Here is a 25,060-nt window from a genome sequence, read left to right as displayed (position 1 = left end):
GCACTGGTTGAAAATTCAGCCAGTGCTTTTTTGATGTTGAAGTTTTTCTATTATGGTCTTCCACAAAGTCCAAACAATGTGCATAACCAGTTTTTCAATTTCTTGATAAAGTCGAAGAAATCATCCTGCCAGTCTCCATCATCTGAATCATCTTGCTGTACTTCCTGAATGATTCTGCCTTCTACTTTAGGAGCCACTTTTTTGTTTTTAGCTAAATAGTCAGTGAATACTTCGTAGTCCACCTGATACAACTCTGTCATTCGACCTTCATCCTTAGCTGTTTTAAACATGGTATACCCGTCTCCACCATCAGCTGTAAAGGCATTTGTTGCTACTGTATACATCTTGTCGGTTTTGATTTTTTCAAAACCTTTATCTGTTTTCACTTCAACAAACCATACTCTTTCTCCGACCGGTTTGTTTATATCATACTTGAAGTTGATACCTGATACTTGAAGGAATCGCCCTTCTCCTGTTTCTACCCCGCTTACACCATGTTCAAGAGCATCTAAAAGTTCCTGACCGGTTAAGTCGAGTGTCACAAGATTATTTCCGAATGGCATCGTGGTTAAAACTTCGCCTAATGTAATCTTGCCTTTATCGATGGATGCCCGAATACCGCCACCATTTTGAAGACCGATATGTGTCTTAACGGACTCATTTGCTTTTGCTACCATGGCGTCAGCAATCAGATTTCCCAGATTCGTTTCTTTCGTACGAACATCAGCACGCTCACCATTTAGAGCTACCTTCGTCTTACCTACTACTTCATTTTTAATTTCTTCCAGAGGAGCCTTGAATTCATTTACTTTCGCAAGGGCCTCTGCATCCTCTTCGTATGATTCCAGGTCGAGGACCTCACCTTCATGACTAGTAACGACACCCTCAGCATTAAAGGTTACATCCAATAATCCAAGTAGATTTAAATATTCCCCAGCTTGGACAATCAGTGTAGGTTCTTCCTTCTCAATCACTACCGGCTCTTCTAATACGGTGTGAGAGTGCCCGCCCACGATAACATCGATTCCATCAACAGCTTCGGCCAGCTCCAGGTCATGTGAATAACCCAAATGAGAAAGAACGATGATTTTATTTACACCTTCATTTTGAAGCATTTCAACCGTAGCAGTTGATTTCTCAGCAGCATCTTCGAATACCACGTTTTCTCCGGGACTTGATAGGAATTCTGTTTCTGAAGTCGTTAAGCCAAAGATACCTACTTTCTCTCCATCTACTTCTTTTATGATGGCTGGATAAATGTTGCCACCTTCACCAGGAGTGCCTATTTCATTCTTCACTAATGGTTCTAACTCTTCATCACCTGTTACAGTAACGTTTGAGGAAACCATAGGGAAGTTCATTTCTTTAATAAAGTCGGCTAATGTTTTAGAGTCTTTATCAAATTCATGATTCCCTAATGTCATGGCATCATAGCCAAGTTCATTCATGAACCAGAGATCTGCAAGACCTGAATATTGACGGAAGTAAAGAGTTCCTGAGAAGACATCCCCTGCATCTACTAACAAAGCATTCTCTTTCTCGGAACGAACCTCGTTAACAGCTGTGAACAGTCGAGGATATCCTTCCACATGGGCGTGCGTGTCATTTGTGTGAATGATGGATAAATCAAACTCAGTCGATTCTTCCGGTGCTGCTTCTTGAACGATCCGTCCTTCAACTTCAGGTGAAATCTGGCTGTTCTTTTCAAGATAAGATGTGAACACCTCAAAATCGACAACGAACAATTCTGTTTGACGACCATCTTCTTTTGCCTCTTTAAACATGGTGTATCCGTCTCCACCATTTGCAGTGAAAGCGTTAGTAGCAACAGAATACATCATTTCGGGATCTAATTCTTCAAATCCATTGTCTGTTTTCACTTCAACAAACCAAACCCGTTCGCCTGCCGGCTTGTTTATATCATATTTATAGTTAATTCCTGATACCTGGAGGAATTCACCTGGTGCGTCTGTACCTTCAACCCTTGCTACACTATGCTCAAGAGCATCTAAGATTTCTTTTCCAGTTAAATCAAGTGTAACTAGATTATTGCCAAATGGCATCGTCGTTAAGACTTCCCCAAGAGTGATATCTCCAGCGTCGATTGAAGCCCGGATTCCACCACCGTTTTGAAGACCGATGTGTGTTTTCACAAACTCATTTGCTTTTGCAACCATACCGTCTGCAATTACGTTCCCTAAGTTCGTTTCTTTTCTTCGTACTTCTGAGCGTTCCCCGTTAAGGGCAACTTCTGTTTTTCCTACGACTTCTCTCTTTAATTCCTCAAGTGGTGCCTTATATTCCTGAACTTTTGCAAGAGCTTCGGCATCTTCATCGTAGTTTTCAAGGGCCAGCACTTCGCCTTTATGGCTCGTTACGACACCTTCAGCATTGAATGTTACATCCAGTAAACCAAGCAGGTTTAAGTATTCACCAGCTTGAACAATAAGGGTCGGTTCTTCTTTGTCAATGACCACCGGTTCGTCAAGAACAGTATGAGAGTGGCCACCAACGATGATATCAAGACCATCTACCTCTTCAGCCAGGTCTAAATCATTTGAGTATCCCAAGTGAGAAAGAACGATGACTTTATTTACCCCTTCATTCTCAAGCATTTCGATTGTAGCCGTTGATTTTTCAACTGCATTTTCAAAAACAACATTGTCTCCAGGGTTAGAGATAAATTCTGTATCAGGTGTTGTTAATCCGAAGATTCCAACCTTTTCCCCATCTACCTCTTTGATCATCGCCGGATAGATGTTTCCACCTTCACCTGGAGTCCCTATTTCATTTTTCACCAGTGGTTCTAAATCTGCGTCACCTGTTACCGTAACGTTGGACGAAACCATCGGGAAATTCATTTCTTTAATGAAATTAGCAAGTGTCGCAGAATCTTTATCAAACTCATGGTTCCCCAGGGTCATGGCATCGAAGCCAAGCTGATTCATGAACCAGAGATCTGCAAGACCTTCATATTGACGGAAGTAAAGCGTACCTGAGAATACGTCACCTGCATCCAGCAACAGGGCATTCTCTTTTTCGGCACGAATTTCGTTAACCGCCGTGAATAATCGAGGATACCCTTCTACATGTGCGTGTGTATCATTCGTGTGCATAATCGAAAGATCAAACTCATCATTACTTTCGACAGATAAATCAAACTTCCCTACATAAGCGTCATGATCACTTGCCCGTCCATGCTCTTCCATATAAGGAGAGTTAAAGTTTACGATATCGTATTCCGCACCCGCAGCAAGGCGGTTAGATACTAACATGTGATCTAAGACTTGTGCATTTCCTTGATACGTGTACGTATATCGTTCGCTAACAGGAAGAGTCTCAACAAGATTCGTTAACACATCACCTTTAAGAGTTTGAAGAGGTGCTGAGTATTCAAAATCATTTAAATCTCCCATAACGACTACATTAGCGTTTTCATTCTTCTCATGAATATCTGCTACAAAGGAATTAACAATTTCAGCGATTTTAAGACGCTGCTCTTCACTTCCTAATACAGGTGGTTGATTCTTGCCGAATAATGGCTGGTCTCCACCTTTAGAGTTAAAGTGATTATTGATGACGATAACGTCTTCACCATTAAAGTTGAACTGTGCAGCTAATGGTTTACGGCTATCATCAAATGCAGGATTTGTTGGATCGATTCTTCCCGGATTCAACGTTAAAGTACCGTCTTCATAAGCTACTGCAGTAGTCGCATCTCCTTTAGTTCCTTCCGCTAGGGTTACACGCTCAGGATTATATAAATAACCGACACGTATATTCCCCCCTGGAACCCCACCATCTACTTTATTTTCAGGAGCAACTTCCGTCCACGCATAAGTCGGACCGCCAAAATCGGCAATCGCATCACTTAATGCTTTATAGTTGGCATCCGCCTTTACAACGCCATCATCTGTAGTACCACTCTCATCTAATACTTCTACTAAGCCGATAATATCCGGAGAGTTTAAATTCTCCACCATTGATTTAGCAAGCTTGTCACGTTTTTCAGTATCAGAAGCAGCAAAGTTTTCAATGTTGTAACCTGCGACGGTCAACTTGTCTTCTTCTTTTTCAATCGTTGTGACTTCCGATGTGAATTCACGTTCGGATAGTTCAGGCAGACTTTCTTCATTAACCAGTATCTTAAAGTTACTGAAACCGTAACTTACAATCCCTGTTACCGTTCCATTGAATTGATCTCCTGTTTTTGCTACATAATCACGGTTATCTAATAATAAGAACATTCTCTCAGGATTTTGATTTTCTTTCGTTAAAAGAGGTGCACCTTCTTTTGTATACGCCTTTCCGTCTACTTTTCCAGTAATGACAGGAACTTCGCCATACTTTTGAGGTCCTGTAACGGTTGGGCTATCTAGAGATACACGCATCCCCTCTACACTTTCGTAAAAATCGATTCCATCCTGCCCGGGATCGAATTCACTGAATTGATCATTGTCGATCACTTCTGTTGGAGGAATTAAATCCCCCCCGATCACAAGGGATTCTGGAAGTTCATTGTCAGCAGAAGTGACAATGACATTTCCATACTGTGCGTTAATTTCAGTCATCGCAAGGTCTGTATCTAACTTTTCTGAGTATCCATCCAATACCCACTCTTTTACTTGTCCATCAACCGACACGGCATCCCCTACGTTTACACCATGAGCCGGCTTATAAACAAGTAAAGCTTCAGATGTTTTATCATTATCATCTGGCTGAGCATCCTGCATGTAGAAATTGCTTGCATCCACAACGTGGGTGACAATCCCCTCTACACCTTTTACTTTTTCTGAATTGTAAGGTGATGCATGTGCTTCACCTTGAATATCGTGAATTCGCAAACCTTCAATACCTTCATATGGTGTTGGCTCATCGGGCTGTTCACCGTCGAAAGAGATGGCTGTAGCATCTTTTAAGCCAGGAACCTGAAAATAGGCGGTGAGATTGCCTGTAATGATAACTTTTTTGCCGATATTGTCCGGGTTTGTTTTAAGGCCAAATTTCGCCCGGAAAGCATTTGGCAGTTGAACGGGAAGAATCTTGGAAGGGTCTGTCTCTTCCACACTATCTGCAATGGCAATATTGTAATCATTACTAAAATCACCTTCAAAATTATAACTATTGGTAGCTTTTGTATGCCCAATAATATACCCAGTAACAGTTCCTGTACCTGTATTATTCTCAATCGCTTCCCGAACCGTTAAATAATCGGATGCAGAAGCGACTGAACCAATGGGAGCAATATAACTGACAAGCATCGCCAGAATCGTTGTCAGGATTAACAACTGTTTTTTCGCTATTTTCAACCTGGTTCCTCCTCATATTGTAATGATTGTGAAATAAGCCTATGTATCTAGTAAACCGCCTATTTCATTAAACCGCTTTTAGTTTTTTTTCTATGGCACCAATACCTTCTAAGGTTTTGAAAGCGCTTACTTTTAAGTATATTCATTTCCCTTGGAAAGTCCAATTCCGTGCCAAAATACGTAGATTCGCGAAACTTATTGATTAAAATCTACCTATTTAAAACACCTCCACTAGTCTATTACACTTAGTTCAAATTCTGTAGAATAATGTAAACCAAGTACTTCTTAAATATATCACTTTTTTGTCGAGGATTAAGGAATTATAAAAAAATTTACAAAAATGAGACAATGGATTCATATTATATTAATATGAGGAGACGGAATGAGTTCGTCACTCTCTTTGAGATGGAAAGCAATCTTTTTTGAATAGGTATAAATACCTATCAACCTACTGAATGATAAACATCAAAAGATATTCTTCTTAGATGAAACAGTTAATATAAAAAATTAAGTTACTAAAGTTGCAACTGATTCGTTACGTACATGAGTTTTAGCTTTTTTTTAATAAGAATCCCATATAAACTCATCACCGCTATCCTCAGAATGCCCCCTCCCCTGTAAACATTCTGTCCAATAATAATAAGATTTATTGCTTATCTTTAAGGCCATCAGGGGGCTCCATTCACCTAACAAATAACTTACTAAAACCAAAAAGGTGTTTGCAGAGTTTTCCCCGCAAACACCTTTTCGACTTTTATACTTATATTCTATTCCACCACAATGATATCACTATTCACATAATCTTCCTGTTCACCTTTTTTCGCATTCACGAAGAAATAGTAACTTCCAGGAGCCAGATCCTGCCCATTAATTTTACCATCCCATTTCAAGGTGTTATATTCTCTTTTAAGATTTGTAAATACAGGGCCGTCCCCGATATAAGCTAGCGTGTCAGCACTGTAAACCCAGATGACCGCTTCTTCTGCTCCGCCTGGAAGATAAACTTCTAAATCATAGCCTTCGTCGGTTTTAGTGACGTCTAAGCTGGTAATTCGAGGGTAGTCCGGCTCTTTTACAAAGAGGATCGTAGGTACTTCAAATGAAGATACTCCATCAGAAACCTGTATAGTTCCTTCGTAGTAACCAGGGTCTAACTTACCAGCATCAACTTGAACATGCAGATTTACCTTTTTCGACTGATTACCATTCACTTTAAGATTTTTGCTTGTGGAAACTTTTATTCCTTTAGGATTCCCTTCAAAGTTCACATCAAAGCTGTACTTTTTCTTGTTACTGGATAAATTTTTAACTGTAAAATGCTGCTTTTCTACTTGTTTTCCTTTTTCTTTACTGAATACACCAAAGGAGTGACTTCCAGGTGACACAAGAGTTTCCGCATGGAGTGCATCCAGAGGTCTGATACTGCCCGTTCCTTGAGTATTATGTGGATATTGGCCCCCCTCTGCATCGAATAAATTTTCAGCTGTATTCATCAGTGATGATTTAATAGCGTCTACATTCCAGTCCCCATGAGCCTCAAGTAAAAGCGCAGCAGCACCTGCTACGTGTGGAGATGCCATACTGGTACCTTGATAAGAGGCATAGCCATATGGATTTTCAGGATTATGAGTCGGTACTGTACTTACAATGTTCACCCCGGGAGCTGAAACATCAGGCTTGATCATCCATGTATCCATAACAGGGCCACGAGATGAGAAATCAGCCATTGTTTCCCCGATTTCACGTGCAAACTCCAGTTCAAATGAAACTTTGTTATTTCCTTTTTCCAATTCAGAAAGCATTTTATTACCATCTTCTAAAGACATTTTAATGGTCGGTACTTCCATACCTGGAATTTCAAATGTGAATTCTCCAGGTTCGTTATTATAGATAATCGCTCCTGCTGCTCCTGCAGCATTTGCATTGGCTGCTTTATCAACAAAAGGATATGCTCCACGGCTAATAAGAGCAATCTTACCTTCTACATCTTTTCCTGCAAAATCCTCTGGTCCGCCTAAACCGACATCGACAAATTCATATTCATTCCCATCAAGGGATAATAACTCCTCGTCACTTGGGAAGCCCATTACTTTATCAGATTCATAGGTTACACCACCAGTTGTCGTTACTTTAGACGTGTATACATTGTAAGGCAGTTGAGTCGCTCCTACAGAAATGGCATCACGTGAAGTACCTGGTGAACCGACTGTCCAATTATCAGGACCTGAGTTCCCATTTGATGTAACAGCCACTACCCCTTCAGCCATTGCCCAATCCAATGCAATACTCGTTGCCCAATCTGGATTATTCAAGCTGTTTCCAAGTGATAGATTCATAACATCCGCCCCGTCCTGAACCGCTTTTTCAATGGCTGCAACAACATTTTCTGTTGTTCCGCTGCCACCAGGCCCTAGAACACGGTATCCTAATAGAGTGGCATCAGGTGCTACTCCTTTAATGTTTCCATTCGCCGCTACTGTTCCAGACACATGAGTTCCATGAGCCGTTTCTTCTCCACGCGGGTCCCCGATGGGTGTTTCTTGTGGATCTCCGTCATTATCGACGAAATCCCAACCTTTATAATCTCCGAATGCCTGATCTAAATCGGGGTGAGTATAATCAACCCCTGTATCAATGACTGCAACGGTTACTCCTTCTCCGGTAAACCCGGCATCCCATACCTGCTCGGCTCCAATGAAGGGAGCGCTATTAGCCATTTCAGGATGATAAGCGTCCTGTTCAATGGAAATCCCTTCAGACCCTGTCACTGTATATGTAACATCAGGATACACTGCTTTTACTCCAGGTACAGATAATAGGTTTGGAATTTCATCAGCAGCTACTTCTAAAGAAAAACCAGAGAAAACATAATCGTATTCACGTTTTACTTTGCTGGATTTTGTTACTCCTTTAACATTCTTCTTTACTTTGTGTCGTGCGTTTGTCAAATTCGCTTTGGATTGTTTTTTCCCTTTATGTTTTGATTCGACTAAGGATTCTTCCTCTATTTCAACAATAACGGTGGTAGACTTTGAAGATGTTGTATCGATGTTTCCGAAGATTTCGGCTAAATCCGGTGGTGTTTGAGCTTGAGGTGTCTTTGCATTCGAGTTTGCCATTGCCCCTGATCCAAAGATGGAAAGAATAAATACCAGGACGATTGAAATGATAGATGATTGTGAAAATCGTTTTTTCATAGTAAATCCTACAACTCCCTTTTTCATAAAATGGTTTTACCAAATGACTCTTAACCCTCCTCATCCCATTAAAAAATACACAACTCTAATAGTAATTCACCTAACAAAACTCAATCCCTTGAGTAAAAAGGCCTATTATTTAGAATTAAATGTAATAAAATAGAGATAACTACGAACTTTTAAAATAAATAGAAATAAAGAGGGACGGACCTCCGTATTCAGCTGAAGACCGTCCTCAGAACATACTGCTATTAAATTGCCGCTAGAGAGGTCCGTCCCTCTTCCCTCTTCCCTTTTCCACTCCCACCCTTTACACTAAATGAAAATATAATGATAAAGGATGGTTGGATGAATCGTTTTGTTGAAAGGGTCGAGCCTTATTTCCTAAGTGAAGATCCATTTGTTCAGAGATATGCTATAGAAATGCTGGAGGGCACTTATTTATCAGATGGGAATACTTTTTTGACAGGGTTGGATGCAGTTGATCGTGGACCGGTTTCGGAATATTCATCCCCTATTCTTCCAAATTTAATGTACTTACCCCTTAATGATGAAGGGTTGAAAGAAGTAGTAAATCGATTAGATGTCATGGGTAAAAAGGATAACAACCGACTGTTCTACATTCAATTAGTTAATAACGCCAACACGGAATTATTAATTACATACAGAAATAGAGTAAATCAATATGTTGGTGAGGTACAGTTAAAAGAAGTAGAGAAGCTTCCTTCTTTAACTATAGAAGGGCTCTACATGGCGTTAGCTGACGTGATGAGTTACTTGGATGAACATAAGTTTGATCAAATCCTTTATGATCATGGAAAAAGAATTATCAAAGAGCTTGTTAAAAAAGGCGGCATTGAAAGCTGGGAAGTACAGAATCGACTTCAGAAAAATATGGATAAAGGGGAGTTTTTCGGATTTGAAGGGATTTATGACGTCTACATGGCCGGTGAAATACAGAAAGAAGGTGCAATCCCTCAATTAGTGAGTCTCTTCAAAAATGAAGAGGAAGGAGACTTCATATTTGAGGAAACTGCAAATTCCCTGGTCAAAATAGGGACGGACCAAGTAGTACGGGAAGTTGAAAAAATAGCACTCTACGGGAACACTTACTTCTATTCTCTGGACGTACTCGGTAGGATAAAGACCAAAGAAGCTGAAAAGGCATTACTCAGACTGTTTGATCAAGCGGATGACTTAACCGCCAAAACAATCATTGCAGATAATCTATGTCGACATTTATCAACAGACGCCATCCCCAAGATAGAAGATTTAATTGAAACAGGGTATGAAGATGGGCTGCTTTGTTTAGAAGAATCACTATATGTCAATTGCGTCATGAATGGCATCCAACACCCCAAACTTCCAGAATGGAGACACTTGCTGGAGGTAATGGAGCTTCAAATGTTGAATGAGCCACCCGCGCTAATTCCAAAGCCTGTCATAAACGACGAAAAAGTAGGACGCAATGACCCCTGCCCTTGCGGAAGCGGGAAAAAATATAAAAAGTGCTGTCTATAAAGTGAGGGACGGACCTCCGCATTCTGCGGAAGTCCGTCCCTATCGCTTTCTTATACTAAATATTTTGACTAGAGGTCCGTCCCTCTACTCCATCCACTCCGGCTTACCAAAGCCTTTAAATTCTTCGTCGATGATTTTCTCGAATTCGTCTGCTTCGACGACTGCTTTGATGTCTTTCGCCAACTGTGAATCAACGTCCTTCGTATTTACAACTACTCGGTTTCGATACTGATCAGGCATGTTTTCCAGCTGAAGTGCATCAAGTAAGTCCATGTTGGCAGCAAGTGCGTAGTTCCCTGGAACCGCAGATAGATCAACACTGTCAACCGCTCTTGGAAGCTGAGCCGCTTCGATTGGTTTAAACTGCAGATTTTTCACGTTTTCAGCAATGTCTTTTTCTGACACCGTCAATGGATCTGTATCCGGCTTTAACGTGATCAATTTCGCATCTTCTAAAATCTGAAATGCGCGTGCTGCGTTTGTCGGATCGTTTGGAATGGCAATGGCGCTGCCTTCTTTGATGTCTTCAATAGAATCAAACTTCTGTGAGTAGATCCCCATTGGAGCCGTTGGTACGACAATCACTTCGGATAAATCCAGGTTATGCTGTTTCGCGAAGGTTTCCATGTAGATCTTATGCTGGAAAAGGTTCGCATCCAGATCTCCCTCGGCCAGCGCGTTGTTCGGCTGGATGTAATCACTGAATTCCTTCACTTCCACCGTATATCCTTTTTCTTCAAGTCCGGGCTTGATCGCTTTTGTCACCATATCACTGTACGGTCCGGATGTCGCTCCGATGGTTACTCCTTTTGTATCTTCCGCACTTGAACTTGCTTCGTCCCCTCCGCAAGCTGCAAGAATGCTCATTGTTACCGCTAATGCTACGAATAAAATCCACTTTTTCACTTGTTGTTCCCCCTAAAGTAGTTATCGTTTATCGACTAATCGTGCAAACACATCACCCGTATATTGGATGAGTTGAACTAAACAAATTAAAATGATGACGGTCGTGATCATCACCGTGTTGTCATAACGGTAGTACCCGAAGCGAATCGCCAGGTCCCCGACTCCCCCTCCACCGACGATGCCGGCCATGGCTGAATAGGCGACTAAACTGATTGTTGTAATCGTGATCGCTTGAATCACTGCTGGACGAGCTTCCGGTAACAATACGTCCTTAATGATCATCCAAGGGCTTGCCCCCACTGAAACCGAAGCTTCAATGACACCTTTATCAATCTCACGCAATGATGTTTCTATCATTCTCGCAAAAAACGGAATTCCCGCAACAGAAAGTGATACGGAGGCTGCCGTCGGTCCGATCGTGGTACCGGTCAATAATTTAGTTAATGGTAAGAGTGCGACTAATAAAATGATGAACGGAACAGACCGCACCATATTGACGACAAATCCAACTACCTTTTTGATCAAACTATTTTGTAAAAACAAGCCTTTGTCTGTAACAAAAAGAAGAATCCCGAGAGGTAACCCTACTAAAATCGCAACTCCCAGTGAAATCCCCACCATATATACCGTTTCAAAAAAGGCTTTATTCAATTCTGGTAAAATCGCAGTCAATGAATCAGGCAGCATTCTCAAGCACCTCCAAGCTCTGTGTCTTCAGCGTGATATACCGGATTGCGGCTTCAATTTCGTCATGGGAGCCGATCAGTTCCATGATAAAAATCCCGAGTGGCACTTCCTGAATATATTCAATCTTGCCGTGAAGGATATTGCCTTGCACTTTGTATTTCTGGAACACTTCTGAAACGACGCTTTCCTCTGCTATCGATCCTTTGAATTGGATTTTGATCAGCTTTCCTTTTCTTGATTCCACGAGGTGTGGCGGGAGTTCAAATTGAAGGATCGTTTCAATGAATTGCTTCGTTAAAAACTGTTTCGGTTCGGCAAACAGGTCGTATACCGGACCTTCCTCTACGATCTTTCCATCCTGCATCACGGCCATCCGGTCACAGATTTCCTTCACCACTTCCATCTCGTGGGTAATGAGCACGATCGTCAAACCCAGTTCTTTGTTGATTTTTTTCAATAGCTTCAAAATCGATTTCGTCGTATTCGGATCGAGTGCCGATGTCGCTTCATCGCAAAGTAAAACCGATGGGTTATTCGCCAGGGCCCTTGCAATCCCCACCCTCTGCTTTTGTCCTCCGCTTAGCTGAGCCGGGTAGGCGTCCGCTTTATCAGAAAGACCGACCATCTTAAGGAGCTCGACGACCCTGGGCTTGATTTTCGATTTTGGCACACTAGCCGCTTTCAAAGCAAAAGCCAGATTGTCAAAAACCGTTTTGGATTTGATCAAGTGAAAATGCTGAAAGATCATGCTCGTTTTTTGACGGGCTAGTCTTAGTTGTTTAGACGTGAGCTTCGTAAAATCCTGTCCATCAATGATAATTTCTCCTGATGTAGGGGTTTCTAATAGATTCAGGCAGCGAATGAGTGAACTCTTCCCCGCTCCACTGTACCCGACGATTCCAAAGATCTCACCTTTTTCAATCTTTACGGAAACGTTATCGACACCGACCACCGTTTGCTTCTTAGTTTTGTATGTTTTCACCAAATTCCGAATCTCGATCAATGTGCACACCCCTTTTTTAGTCCAATAAAAAAATGCCCCTTTCACCTGAAAGAAGCATCGCCTGTTTATCTCGACTTATCTCTCAGAATGAAATCATTCTGCAGGAATTGGCACCGTTCCAATACTAATACTGGAGGTTGCCGGACGTCATAGGGCCTGATCCCTCGGTCACTCTGGATAATTGAAAGTATGTAATTTTCTAAATTTTTATCTTATAGAGGATAATACTGGGGATTGGTGGGGATGTCAATAGGGTAATTTTCATGGATCTTGTTGTAAGCGTTATCTTCACTTACATATCAAGGGAATTTTTTTTGGTCAGCACCTCAATGTTCATATAACAGAAAAACCCGCTCCCTCCCACTACTCGGGTAAGGACCGGGTAACCCTGTCCAATCAACGCCTCTTCACAGATTCCCGCTCCACAAGCTCGGTTGTCAGCTTGTAGTACGAGTCGACCTCTTCCTTTAAGAGCATTTGAAAGATAAGATGAACAGCCAGTGCACCTGCTTCATACTTTGGCTGCCTCATGGTCGTTAAGGCAGGTGAAACGTATTCTGACAGTTGAATATCATCAAAACCAATGATAGAAATGTCTCCAGGTACTGAAATGTTTTTTTCGTTTAGTGCTTGTAAGCCACCGATGGCCATTTCATCATTTGCGTAGAAGATGGCGTGTGGGACATCTCTCTGGGCGATCAGCATTTTGGTGGCCTGATAGCCTCCTTCACGAGTGAACCCCCCTGATACTTTCCATTTTGATTTGTACTCGATATTGTGTTTCCCAAGAGCCTCCCGAAATCCTTGAAAACGCAGCTCATTGTCATGGGAGTTATATGGTCCGCTGATATAGGCAATGTCACGACTCCCGTTTTCAATCAAGTGTTCCGTTGCCACAAAGGCTCCGTGAACGTTATCGACTTCTATCTGAGTGACGTAATCACTTTTTATGCTCCTGTCCAGAACTACGATGGGGAAGCCTTCCCTTGCAGACTCAAGGATCGTCTCATCATTGATATTATGGGCAAGTATGATGACGCCATCGACACGTTTTTCCTTTAAGAATTTAACGGCAGTCGATTGCACTCCTCCTATGGAACTGCATGCGATCAGATCATATCCGTTTGTGGTTGTAACGTCCTGTACGCCCTTGATCAGTTCTGAGTAAAAAGGCCCTGATAAATCGCTCAGAATCAAGGCGATCGTATTGGTGCTTGTCCGTTTCAAATCTGAAGCAAGCCCGTTTTTTTGGTAATTCAATTGTTTTGCTGCAGCTAAAACTTTTTGTCTGGTCCCTTCGCTGACTTTCTTACTGTTGTTCAATGCGTATGAAGCGGTTGAAACGGCGACACCGGACAGCTTAGCCACATCTTTGATGGTTGCCATAAGTTCACATCCTATTGCTTCTATAAATGAAGGCATCCTTCTAAAGTGTTTTCTTTGTCCATTATACATGAAAGCGCTTCGATTTATTGGGTTATTCTTCTATTAAGTACACAATCGCTTCATAGGGACGAAGAGTGTGCAACTCTGATGGTCGATTAGTATTGGGATAGTTGCTGATGATGATCTCGGCATGAGTATCATCAATCTTTTCAGGTAAAAGAAATTCAGGATTTCCCCCATAGAAATTTGCCACTACAAGCAGTGTCTGATTTTCCCATTTTCTTGTATATGCCATGATTTCAGGATGGTCTTCCAATAATAGCTCATACTCTCCATAAACGATGATCTCCATTTGTTTCCTGAGTGAAATGAGCTTCTGATAGTGATAAAAGATAGAGTCCCTATCCTTCATGGCTTGTTCAGCGTTTATTTCTTTATAGTTCGAATTCACATCAATCCAGGGAGTTCCCTCTGTAAATCCACCATGAACATCGTCATTCCATTGAAAAGGAGTTCTCGCATTATCTCTTCCTTTTGTGCGGATTGATTTCATAATATCCTTTGGGGAGACACCTGCAGATGTCTTTTCTTTATAATAATTAATTGTCTCAATGTCACGATATTGCGAGATATCGTTAAATTCGGTATTGGTCATCCCGATTTCTTCACCTTGATAGATATAAGGTGTCCCCTGCATCATATGAAGGACCGTTGCCAGCATCTTGGCTGATTCCACCCGATATTCATTATCATTTCCCCATCTGGATACGATACGGGGCTGGTCATGGTTATTCCAGTATAAACTGTTCCACCCCTTTTGAAAGAGTGACGTCTGCCACTCACTCAACACATTTTTCAACTCAAGTAAATCCATTTCCTTTAAGGCCCATTTTCCTTCCCCTTCTATTTCGTCCAGGGACATGTGTTGAAAGGTAAACACCATGTCAAGTTCATTCCGGCCTTTTCCTGTATATAGTTGAGCGGTTTCAGGAGTAGCGGAAGGGGTCTCACCGACCGTGACTGTAGGATAATTGGAAAGAACCTTTGCATTCATCTCCTGTAAATAATCATGGAGCATTGGACCATCTGTCAGAACTTTTCGGTCGATTTCTTTTCCGATTAAATCGATCACGTCCATGCGGAAACCGCTGACTCCTTTACTGAGCCAATAATTCATCATGGTGTATAGGTGCTCCCTAACTTTAGGGTTATGCAAATTGAGATCAGGTTGTTTTTTACTGAAGAGGTGAAAATAATACTCACCAGTGTGTTCATCCCATTCCCAGGCTGAGCCACTGAAAACAGATTGAATGTCACTTGGGGGACCATTCTCATCTTTTCTCCAAATATAGTAATCACGATAAGGATTATCCTTTGATTTTCTGGAATCCTTAAACCATGGGTGCTCATCGGAAGTATGATTGATGACAAGGTCCATCATGATATGAAGACCTCTTTTCCTCGCTTCCTCTATTAACCTCTCCATGTCTTCCATGGTACCGAAATCATCCATGATTTCATAATAATTGCTAATATCATATCCATTGTCGTCATTCGGGGATTGATAGACTGGACTTAACCAAATGATATCGATACCTAGAAGAGCCAGGTAATCCAGCCTTTCGATGATGCCCGGAAGGTCCCCGATTCCATCCCCATTATGATCATTGAAGCTTCTCGGATAAATTTGATAAACAGTGGATTGATGCCACCATGCTTTTTCCATCATTCCGCCTCCGTATTCTTAGGTTTTCGTAATAAAGTCATCCACCAACCAAAGAAATGTACCAGGTACATTTCACTAATCTTTGTACCAGGTACACTCCTACCAACAACGACGGATCACTTAATCCCCGACATCGTAAATCCTTCGACAATGTATTTCTGGAAGAAGGAGAAGATGATGATGATCGGTACAACCATGAAGGCAGCCCCTGCCATTTGCAAGCCGAAATTATTAGCGTATTGACCTTGTAAGAGCGATAGTCCTACAGACAATGTGTAGAGACTTTCATCATTTGCAATGATCAACGGCCACAGGAAGCTGTTCCAGGCCCCAATAAACGTAAGAATTCCTTGCACGGCAAAGATCGGCTTCGCAATCGGCACAATCAATCGAAAGAATATATAAAATTCTCCCGCCCCATCAAGTCTTGCTGCTTCGATTAAATCAGTCGGAATGGTCGTCATGAACTGTCTGAATAAGAAAATACTAAAAGCTGCTGCAAGACCTGGCAGCACAATTCCAGCCATCGTATTGGTGAGTCCCATTTCATTCAGGATCAGGTAAACAGGAATCATCGTAACCTGTGCAGGAATCATCATCGTTGCCAGTACGATATAGAAGATCTTTTCTCTACCTTTGAATTGATATTTGGCAAATCCATAACCGGCCATGGCATTAAAGAATAATCCTACAAAGGAGAATAAGACGATAATGAGAGTGTTTCGTAAATAAACACCAAAATTCATACTTTCAAATAGATTCACATAATTTTCAATGGATGGATTTTCAGGTATTAAACTTAGCGGTATTTGAAGAACTTCACTTTCAGGCTTAAATGAGCTTGAAATCATCCAAATAAACGGAACTGAAACGATGATTCCGCCGAGTATTAGTAAAATGGCGACAAATAGCTTTTCCATTTTAAATTTCGTTGTTTTTGTATCCATATTTTCATCCCCGATACTGTAGAGTTTTCAAAATTAGTATTCTGTATCAGATTTTCTCAACTTAAATTGAAGAAGTGTGATGATAATGATAATGATGAACAGGATAAACGATCCTGCGGCAGCATAACCGAATTCACTGAACTGGAAGCCTTTTTGATAGATGAATAATGCCATCGAGATGGTGCCGTCTAAAGGTCCACCATTTGTCATGACAAATGGCTCTTCGAAGAATTGAAGCCAGCCAATTAAAGTCGTTACTGTTACAAAGAAAGTAGCATATCGTAATAATGGGATGGTGACATTCCACAGAACCTGCCAACGATTAGCCCCATCCATTTCAGCTGCTTCATAATAGGATTTCGGAATTCCTTGCAACGCAGCGAGAAAGATGATCATATTGATACCAATCCCTTTCCATACAGCTAAAACAATCAACGATAGCTTAGCGATCGTTGGCTCTCCTAACCAAGGAATCTTCTCGACATCCAGTAATGATAATAAATAGTTAAATAAACCGTATTCAGTATTGTAAAGAAATCCCCAAATAACGGCTACTGCGATGATATTTGTAATGGAAGGCATATAATATACTCCGCGAAATACTGTAAACAATCTGCTTGTTCCGTAATTGAGGAGTAAAGCAATTCCTAATGAAAACACGATGACAAGAGGAACACCGATGATGACATAGAACAACGTGTTGAAAATCGACTTGTGAAACAAGCTGTCTGATAGTAACGCAGAGTAATTTTCCATACCTATAAAGTTGACGTTTGTCCAATTGGCCAGCCCTTTTAAATCAAGGTCCGTAAAACTTATGAAAAAGGCTACAATGATAGGAACAATACTGAAAACAGTTAAAATGATTACTGCAGGAGCAATAAACACATAGGGATGTTTGTTTTTGAATATGCTACTTTTCATATTATTGCTCATGATACCCCACCTAACCAAAACACTATAAATAAGGTATGATTCTAAAAATGGAGTTCAGGCAATCCGGGAGAGGATGTGCCTGTAACTCCATATGAACCTTATCCAGCAAGTGCTTTTTATTTAATGTTATTCTACTATTTCTTGCGCTTTCTTATTGAACTTCTCAATTTCACTATCGACATCTGCTCCGCCTACTGTAATTCTTTCAATAGAAGCAAGGAATTCTTGAGTGATCTTCTCAAATTCTTTGATCTTAGGAGATGCTTTTGTATTTTCTAATTGCTTACCAAACACAGAAAGTAATGGATCCTCTTTTAACTTAGGTTCTTCCCAAGCGTCAACACGAGATGGAAGAGTGTTCGATACATCCAACCATTCCATTTGTGTATCTACTTCATTCATGTATGAAATGAATTTCAGAGATTCATCTACATGTTCAGAATTGTGGAAGACAGAAAAGACTGATCCACCAATACTGGATGTATTTGTTTCCTTTTTAGGCATAACGGCTACGGCCCATTTATCCTTTAAGTCAGGCGCTTGATCGTTTATGATGTTTATCATCCAAGGACCACTGAAGAACATTGGTTTGACCCCGTCTTTAAACGCTTGGACAATATCTATACCTTCTGTTGTCGGACTTATACCCTCTTGAAAGAAACTCGCATAATACTTAATTGCTTCTTTAAATTCGGGACTTTCAAAATTCATTTTGTCTTTACTTTCAAATTCATATCCATTTTGCCAAGCGAAAATATAAGGAGTAATCTGGTCATTACGGTCAATATCAAGACCATAGACATCATCACCTCTGGCATTCAACTTCTCAGCGGCATCCTTTAATTCATCCCATGTTGAAGGTGCTTGATCATATCCTACTTCTTTCAATAAATCTGTACGATAATATAACACTCGAGTATCAATATACCAAGGAACACCAATTACTTGGTCATCATATTTCATTGTTTGAGCGGAGCCCGCAAAGTAATTTTCAGACTTGAATTCTGGATAGTCATCTAAATGTGAAGTTAAATCTAAAAGTGCTCCGGCATCAGCGAATTCTGGTATCCAGGTAGTTCCTAATTGTACTACGTCAGGACCGTTCCCAGAAGCTACAGCAGTAAGAAGCTTATCATGTGCACTTGCCCATGGTATCGCTTGAACCTTAACAGTGATATCTTTGTTTTCTTCTTCAAATTTTTCAGCCATTCCTTTTAACTTTTTACCTTCTTCCCCCATTGCCCACACAGTAACTTCTTTCTTTCCATCCTTTGACTCACCGTTGCCGCCGCACGCTGCAAGAATCGTCGATAATGTCAGTATGCCGATCAGTAGTATAGACCACTTTTTCTTTCTCATTTTCCCATCTCCATTTCTATTTGTTTTTAAAACTCTTTAAAAATGGTAAAGCGTGTCGAATGATTACCTCTGATAGAATACAAAACCTTTATGGCTCTTTTGTTTTAAAAGATCTGCCAAGTACTTTTGTTAGCCAGTGAGTACTAGATGGTAGGGGAACCGCTCTTGTTACAGCAGAAAGCGAGCATCCTGCAGCGGAAATCAACTCCTACATACTTCTTTAAATAGCAACAATCTTCACGAAAGAGTCTTAAAGATAAAAAGGAAAATCACTCAAGTTTTGTTGAAACGTTTCGATAACTATATTATAATCAAACGTGAATACGCTTTCAACACTTTTTTTAGAAATTACTGAATTGAATATGAATTCATCCTTGAGCAAACCTCTATATATCAGAAATCACTGATATATAGAGGTCATAGGGAGTTTTTAGGTTTAAAGGATCGGGTTGACTATCCAATGAAACCCACTTATAATTCATCTCAATTTATTTTCGAAACGTTTCACTTAATTGAGAAAAAATCATAAATCTTAATACGGAGGTTCTATCAATGAGCGAGAACAAGCTGATTTCATTATTGAATCAAATGACAATCGATGAAAAAATCGCCCAGCTCATGCAGCTGGCTACTCCCTTCTTTAAAGGAGCAGAAGACCAGGGACAGATTACAGGACCGATGGCAGATATGAGAATAACAGATATGATCGTCCAAAACAGTGGTTCTGTCCTCGGGGCATCAGGTGCAAAAGAGATTATGAACATTCAGCGCACACATATGGAAGAGAATCGTTTGGGAATCCCTTTATTATTCATGTCCGATATTGTACATGGCTATAAGACGATTTTCCCTGTTCCTCTCGCAATCGGCTGTTCCTGGGATTTAAAATTAGCCGAGAAGAGCGCCGAAATGGCAGCGAAGGAAGCTTCCGTTTCCGGTGTACATGTTACGTTTGCCCCCATGGTAGATCTTGTTCGTGACCCTCGTTGGGGAAGAGTGATGGAATCAACCGGGGAAGATCCTTTCTTAAACAGTGAATTCGCCCGAGCTTTCGTCCGCGGTTTCCAGGGGAACGAGTTGACAACGGATGTTGAACGGGTTGCTGCGTGTGTGAAACACTTTGCTGCATATGGCGCACCTGAGGGCGGACGTGATTATAACACCGTCGATATGTCTGAAAGAGAGCTTCGTGAGAACTACCTGCCTGCCTATCAAGCGGCTCTTGAGGAAGGCTGCGAAATGGTGATGACGGCCTTTAACACCGTATTCGGAATCCCTGCTACCGGTAATAAACGGCTTATGAGAAAGATGCTTCGCGAAGAAATGGGCTTTGACGGTATCCTTATTTCCGATTGGGGGGCAGTGAAAGAAATGATTCCACACGGTGTAGCAGAGAACGAAAAGGAAGCAGCTTACAAGGCGATAACGGCTGGTGTGGATATTGAAATGATGACGTCAACCTACGTGAATTACTTAAAAGAACTAGTAGAAGAAAAACTGGTCGATGAGTCCTTGATTGATGAGGCTGTTTTACGCATATTACAGTTGAAACAAAAACTGGGCTTGTTTGAAAATCCGTACCGGGGTGCAAATGTGGAGCTTGAATCTGAAGTGGTCATGAGTACGACCCATAGAGAAGCTGCACGGGAACTTGCAGCAAAATCCTCCGTATTATTGAAAAACGAAAACACCCTCCCTCTTAAAAGGGAACAAAAAATTGCCCTTATAGGTCCTTTTGCAGAGAACGGAGACATATTGGGACCTTGGTCATGGCTTGGTTCTAAGGAAGATGCAGCCACCGTTAAAGAAGGACTCCTTACCAAAATAAAGGACAGCCACCTAACCGTGTCAAAAGGCTGTGACACCGAAAACATTACAGATGCCCAACTGGAAGAAGCATTGAAAGCTGCCGGAGAAGCGGATGTGATCGTCTTAGCCCTAGGAGAAGACTCTGAAATGAGCGGTGAAGCCGGATGCAGAGCGAACATTCAGCTCCCTGCAGCTCAATTACAACTCATCGAGCATCTAAAATCATTGGATAAGCCGATGGCTGCTGTCCTGTTTAATGGGCGTCCACTCGATTTGCACGGAGTTCTGGATCAAACCGATGCAGTGTTAGAAGCATGGTATCCGGGGACTGAAGGCGGAGCTGCAATCGCAGATCTATTATTTGGAGACGTGAATCCTTCCGGACGTTTAACCATGTCTTTCCCATATCATGTTGGACAAATTCCCGTTTATTATAACCGTTTCAACACCGGTAGACCCAAAGGGGTACCCGATGCACAAGAACGATATGTATCACAATATCTGGACATCCCGAATGATCCACTGCTGCCATTCGGGTTCGGCTTAAGCTATACGTCCTTCACTTATTCTGAAATGAAACTATCTAATGAAACGATGACCGAAGAACAATCACTGGATGTTTCCATTCAGGTGACGAATGATGGACCTGTTGCAGGCGAGGAAGTCGTACAGCTCTATATTCGTGACCATAGCGGAGAAGTGATCCGCCCTGTAAAGGAATTGAAGGATTTCAAGAAAATCAGCCTGGAGCCGGGTGAAACAGCTGACGTATCCTTTACGATATCGGAAGATCAACTGAGGTATCATCATTCCGACCTTCAGTACAAAAGCGATTCCGGGACGTTTACGGTTTATATAGGGAGAAACAGCAAAGACGTTATGGAGCAAACATTCAAGCTGGAAAAATAGAGGAATCGAGGGGAAAACGATGCATTCAAATGTACAATTAACATCTGGAGATCTTCAATTTGAATTTTTAAACAGTGGTGATCTTTTCGCCATTACACATAGAGAGAACATGATCAATCAGTTAGTAACAAATCCAATCGACGGCTCACTAAATAATGTGTATTTACGCATTCATGAACCTTCTGGAATCAACGTCATCCCACTAATCGGAGTGAAGTCCATCAGCTCCGTTCAATTCGCGGAATCACAGGTCAGATGGACTGGGACATATGAGAAAATCTCATATGAAGTGACGTTCACCCTAACTGAAAGAGGCGTATGGTTCTGGGATGTGATGCTTGATGGAGTCGAAGCCGAAGTAGACGTCATTTACGGACAGGATCTCGGTCTTGCCGACAAAGGAGCCGTCCGCTCCAACGAAGCCTATATGTCACAATACATTGACCACAAAGTGTTTGAAGATGAAGAGAAAGGCTATGTCCTTTGCTCCCGCCAAAACCAGCCGCAATCAAGTGGATTTCCTTATATTCAACAGGGATCCCTTGGAAAGACAATCGGCTACTCTACAGATGGATTTCAATTTTTCGGATTAACCTATAAAGACACCAATGAGCCTGAAGCATTAAGGAAAGACTCATTAGCAAACGAAGTCTACCAATATGAATTCGCTTATACAGCACTACAATCGGAGAAAGCACGACTAAATGGACCTCAACATTTTATTTTCTACGGGGTATTCAAAGAAAATCACGAAACGGCCATTTCTTCGTTGGAGTTCAAGGAAGAAATAAAAGCTGCATGGAAAGAAGCATCTCTCTTCAAATCTGAATTTGCGGATACAATGGAGCAAGTACGTTTAATGCCGGCAATCGGACAGCCCCTCTCTTCCCTTTCAATGACAGAGGAAGAAGTTAGTATGTATTTTAATTCTAGACATAATGAAGAACGGGATGGTGATTCACTTCTTTCTTTCTTCACAGACACTCATGAACATGTCGTATTGAAAGAAAAGGAATTGATGACGGAAAGACCCCATGGACATATTCTGATGTCGGGTGAAAACCATCAACTTAAGGATGATACCATCACTACGACTTCATTCATGTACGGATTGTTCAACTCGCAGCTTGTCGTCGGAAATACTTCTTTTAATAAAATGATAACCAATCAGAGAAATCATTTGAATGTCATGAAAACGTCCGGTCAGCGAATTTACGTTGAAATGGATGGAATGTATCATTTACTGACCATGCCATCTATGTTTGAGATGGGTTTCAACTATGCACGCTGGTACTACAAAACAACCGGTGATACGTTAATTGTCACCAATTACACAGTAGTGGATTCTCCTGAAGTCCAGCTTCAAGTTGTATCCAAAAACAATAAAAAATACCGTTACCTCGTTACAAATCAGGTCTCAATGAACAATCATGAATATGAAGTCGGATTTAATGTAGAACAAACTGAAGATATTCTGTCCATTACGGCAGATCGTCAGTCAGAAAACAGCGAGATGTTCCCTCAATTAACCTATCGAATGAAAGTCAATGGTGCCTCCTTTGAGATGGGCAACGAAGAAAAAATCGCACATAATGTTGAAAAGAATTCTGCTTCTTTGATCGTGATCGATGTAAGTGAAACCTCAGAATGGAATATGACGATTCAAGGTCTGATTGACGGTGAAGAGCAACCCTTTATAGAACGAAACGTCAAAGAAGAAATCGAAAAATATCGTGCCTATTATCATCAGGTAATGAATGGGTTCCGACTCTCTTTAGGAGAGAAAGCACCGGCCGAATTAGAAAAAGTGAATGCCTTGGCATGGTGGTACACTCATAATATGCTTGTGCATTATTCCGTACCTCATGGACTTGAGCAATACGGAGGCGCGGCTTGGGGAACAAGGGATGTATGTCAGGGGCCGACAGAATACTTCATGGCCACTCAAAACTATCAATCTGTGAAAGAAATCATTAAGACTGTCTACTCCCATCAATATGAGGATAACGGAAATTGGCCGCAATGGTTCATGTTCGACCGTTATTACAAAATACAACAAGACGACAGCCACGGGGATATCATCGTATGGCCATTGAAAGTAGTCAGCGACTACATTGCCGCAACAAACGATTATGAGATCCTGCGGGAAAAAATACCTTATACAGAACGTAGCGGATTTGGATTCACCGATGAAAAAGAAACCCTGCTCCATCATATTCAAAAAGAAATCTCATATATAAAGGAGAACTTCCTCCATGACACATTCTTATCTTCTTATGGTGATGGAGACTGGGATGATACCCTGCAGCCGGCCGACACTCAATTGAAGAAATATATGGCAAGCAGCTGGACCGTCGCCCTGACGTATCAAGTACTTGTGAAGCTTTCAACTGTTCTGAAAGATGTATATGATGAGGAAGCAAAAGAGTTCAATGCTCTAGCTCAGGGAATTCAAAAGGATTTCAATACCTATATCCTTAAAGATGACGTAATCCCAGGATTTGTTTATATGGAAGAGCCAGGAAATCCGGAATTCATGGTCCATCCAACCGATACGAAGACAGGTATTCATTATCGTCTTCTGCCAATGAACCGCAGTATCATTTCAGAGCTATTTACACCCGAGCAGGCGGACTCGCATTATCAATTAGTCAAAGAGCACTTGTACTGCCCGGATGGAGTTCGATTAATGAATCGTCCTGCCAAATATGATGGCGGTGTAAGCACATACTTTAAACGGGCTGAGCAGGCTTCGAATTTCGGTCGTGAAATCGGACTTCAATACGTACATGCACACATTCGCTATGTGGAAGCTATGGCCAAGCTCGGGAAAACCGATGATGTATGGCAAGGGTTACAGATCATCAATCCAATCAGTCTGAAAGACGTAGTGCCAAATGCGGAAAGAAGACAAAGCAATGCGTACTTCAGCAGCTCAGACGGTAAATTCAATACCAGGTATGAAGCAGAAGAACATTTTAACGAACTTCGTGACGGGAGTGTGCCCGTCAAAGGAGGATGGAGAATCTACTCCAGCGGACCGGGAATCTACATGAACCAGCTAATTTCAAATTGTTTGGGCATACGTCAGGAATCCGAAGATCTGGTCATCGATCCAGTGCTACCCGGCAACCTTGATGGGCTGAAACTTGAATTTACCTTCATGAATCGCTCAGTCACGTTCATCTACCACCTTGGCAACCAGGACTCAAAGCGGATTGTGATTAACGGAAAGGAATCTGCGTATGAACAACTGACCAACCGTTACCGCCAAGGCGGGATCAAGATAAATCGACAAGAACTTGAAAAAAGGCTATACGAGAAATCAAATACGATTGAGATTTACTTATAAACCTTAAAAAAGG

General features: G+C 41.4%; 13 protein-coding genes and 1 riboswitch. Of the genes, 3 read left to right on the top strand and 10 right to left on the bottom strand.

Annotated elements, in window-relative coordinates:
* Positions 1–50: 50 nt before the first annotated feature.
* Positions 51–5,309 carry a 5'-nucleotidase C-terminal domain-containing protein gene (locus F0342_RS13590; RefSeq protein ID WP_149156462.1) on the bottom strand — a complete coding sequence of 1,753 codons (5,259 nt, stop codon included), beginning with the start codon at positions 5,307–5,309 and terminating at the stop codon, positions 51–53.
* A 767-nt stretch (positions 5,310–6,076) separates the two neighbouring features.
* Positions 6,077–8,506, bottom strand: coding sequence for a S8 family serine peptidase (locus tag F0342_RS13585; RefSeq protein WP_149156461.1), 2,430 nt, complete (start codon positions 8,504–8,506; stop codon positions 6,077–6,079).
* A 348-nt stretch (positions 8,507–8,854) separates the two neighbouring features.
* Here F0342_RS13585 and F0342_RS25645 point away from each other — a divergent pair, with 348 nt between their 5' ends.
* Positions 8,855–10,027, top strand: coding sequence for an SEC-C metal-binding domain-containing protein (locus F0342_RS25645; protein WP_316252611.1), 1,173 nt, complete (start codon positions 8,855–8,857; stop codon positions 10,025–10,027).
* 84 nt (positions 10,028–10,111) lie between these two features.
* Here the strand turns inward: F0342_RS25645 and F0342_RS13575 are convergent, their stop codons facing one another.
* From F0342_RS13575 to F0342_RS13540, 8 genes are all read right to left on the bottom strand, one after another.
* Positions 10,112–10,894 carry a MetQ/NlpA family ABC transporter substrate-binding protein gene (locus F0342_RS13575; protein WP_149156689.1) on the bottom strand — a complete coding sequence of 261 codons (783 nt, stop codon included), beginning with the start codon at positions 10,892–10,894 and terminating at the stop codon, positions 10,112–10,114.
* A 60-nt stretch (positions 10,895–10,954) separates the two neighbouring features.
* Positions 10,955–11,620 (bottom strand): methionine ABC transporter permease, encoded by a 666-nt coding sequence (locus F0342_RS13570; protein WP_149156460.1) that lies wholly within the window; start codon positions 11,618–11,620, stop codon positions 10,955–10,957.
* Positions 11,610–12,623 (bottom strand): methionine ABC transporter ATP-binding protein, encoded by a 1,014-nt coding sequence (locus F0342_RS13565; protein ID WP_149156459.1) that lies wholly within the window; start codon positions 12,621–12,623, stop codon positions 11,610–11,612. Before F0342_RS13565 ends, F0342_RS13570 begins: the two co-directional genes overlap by 11 nt.
* 72 nt (positions 12,624–12,695) lie before the next feature.
* Positions 12,696–12,807: riboswitch (SAM riboswitch) on the bottom strand.
* A gap of 212 nt (positions 12,808–13,019) precedes the next feature.
* The gene (locus tag F0342_RS13560; protein ID WP_149156458.1) at positions 13,020–14,009 is read right to left on the bottom strand and encodes a LacI family DNA-binding transcriptional regulator; all 990 of its coding nucleotides are present in this window, start codon (positions 14,007–14,009) and stop codon (positions 13,020–13,022) included.
* A gap of 91 nt (positions 14,010–14,100) precedes the next feature.
* Positions 14,101–15,735 (bottom strand): alpha,alpha-phosphotrehalase, encoded by a 1,635-nt coding sequence (locus F0342_RS13555; RefSeq protein WP_149156457.1) that lies wholly within the window; start codon positions 15,733–15,735, stop codon positions 14,101–14,103.
* 116 nt (positions 15,736–15,851) lie between these two features.
* The gene (locus F0342_RS13550) at positions 15,852–16,682 is read right to left on the bottom strand and encodes a carbohydrate ABC transporter permease (RefSeq protein WP_149156456.1); all 831 of its coding nucleotides are present in this window, start codon (positions 16,680–16,682) and stop codon (positions 15,852–15,854) included.
* A 33-nt stretch (positions 16,683–16,715) separates the two neighbouring features.
* Positions 16,716–17,618: a carbohydrate ABC transporter permease gene (locus F0342_RS13545; protein ID WP_262481744.1), complete on the bottom strand. Its 903-nt coding sequence runs from the start codon at positions 17,616–17,618 to the stop codon at positions 16,716–16,718.
* A 126-nt stretch (positions 17,619–17,744) separates the two neighbouring features.
* Entirely contained in the window at positions 17,745–18,977 is a 1,233-nt protein-coding gene (locus F0342_RS13540; RefSeq protein WP_149156455.1) for a sugar ABC transporter substrate-binding protein, read from the bottom strand.
* Between the two features lie 552 nt (positions 18,978–19,529).
* On the opposite strand from F0342_RS13540, the gene bglX reads away from it, so the two are divergent.
* Both bglX and F0342_RS13530 read left to right on the top strand, forming a co-directional pair.
* Positions 19,530–21,695 carry a beta-glucosidase BglX gene (gene bglX / locus F0342_RS13535; RefSeq protein ID WP_149156454.1) on the top strand — a complete coding sequence of 722 codons (2,166 nt, stop codon included), beginning with the start codon at positions 19,530–19,532 and terminating at the stop codon, positions 21,693–21,695.
* Between the two features lie 19 nt (positions 21,696–21,714).
* Complete coding sequence (locus F0342_RS13530) at positions 21,715–25,047, top strand: GH36-type glycosyl hydrolase domain-containing protein (protein ID WP_149156453.1); 3,333 nt, start codon at positions 21,715–21,717, stop codon at positions 25,045–25,047.
* The last annotated feature ends 13 nt before the right edge of the window (positions 25,048–25,060 follow it).

It is taken from the genome of Bacillus sp. CH30_1T, from assembly GCF_008364765.1.
Taxonomy (GTDB): Bacteria; Bacillota; Bacilli; order Bacillales; family Bacillaceae_B; genus Rossellomorea.
The sequence above is the reverse complement of the archived record's forward strand: the minus strand, read 5'-3'. Positions and strand labels throughout refer to the sequence as shown.

What these genes read in the sequence shown, in the direction of transcription:
- F0342_RS13560 (WP_149156458.1), bottom strand. Translation starts at nt 14,009, where the DNA reads ATGGCAACCATCAAAGATGTGGCTAAGCTGTCCGGTGTCGCCGTTTCA.
- F0342_RS25645 (WP_316252611.1), top strand. Translation starts at nt 8,855, where the DNA reads ATGAATCGTTTTGTTGAAAGGGTCGAGCCTTATTTCCTAAGTGAAGAT.
- F0342_RS13530 (WP_149156453.1), top strand. Translation starts at nt 21,715, where the DNA reads ATGCATTCAAATGTACAATTAACATCTGGAGATCTTCAATTTGAATTT.
- bglX (WP_149156454.1), top strand. Translation starts at nt 19,530, where the DNA reads ATGAGCGAGAACAAGCTGATTTCATTATTGAATCAAATGACAATCGAT.
- F0342_RS13550 (WP_149156456.1), bottom strand. Translation starts at nt 16,682, where the DNA reads ATGGATACAAAAACAACGAAATTTAAAATGGAAAAGCTATTTGTCGCC.
- F0342_RS13555 (WP_149156457.1), bottom strand. Translation starts at nt 15,735, where the DNA reads ATGGAAAAAGCATGGTGGCATCAATCCACTGTTTATCAAATTTATCCG.
- F0342_RS13585 (WP_149156461.1), bottom strand. Translation starts at nt 8,506, where the DNA reads ATGAAAAAACGATTTTCACAATCATCTATCATTTCAATCGTCCTGGTA.
- F0342_RS13575 (WP_149156689.1), bottom strand. Translation starts at nt 10,894, where the DNA reads ATGAGCATTCTTGCAGCTTGCGGAGGGGACGAAGCAAGTTCAAGTGCG.
- F0342_RS13570 (WP_149156460.1), bottom strand. Translation starts at nt 11,620, where the DNA reads ATGCTGCCTGATTCATTGACTGCGATTTTACCAGAATTGAATAAAGCC.
- F0342_RS13540 (WP_149156455.1), bottom strand. Translation starts at nt 18,977, where the DNA reads ATGAGAAAGAAAAAGTGGTCTATACTACTGATCGGCATACTGACATTA.
- F0342_RS13545 (WP_262481744.1), bottom strand. Translation starts at nt 17,618, where the DNA reads ATGAGCAATAATATGAAAAGTAGCATATTCAAAAACAAACATCCCTAT.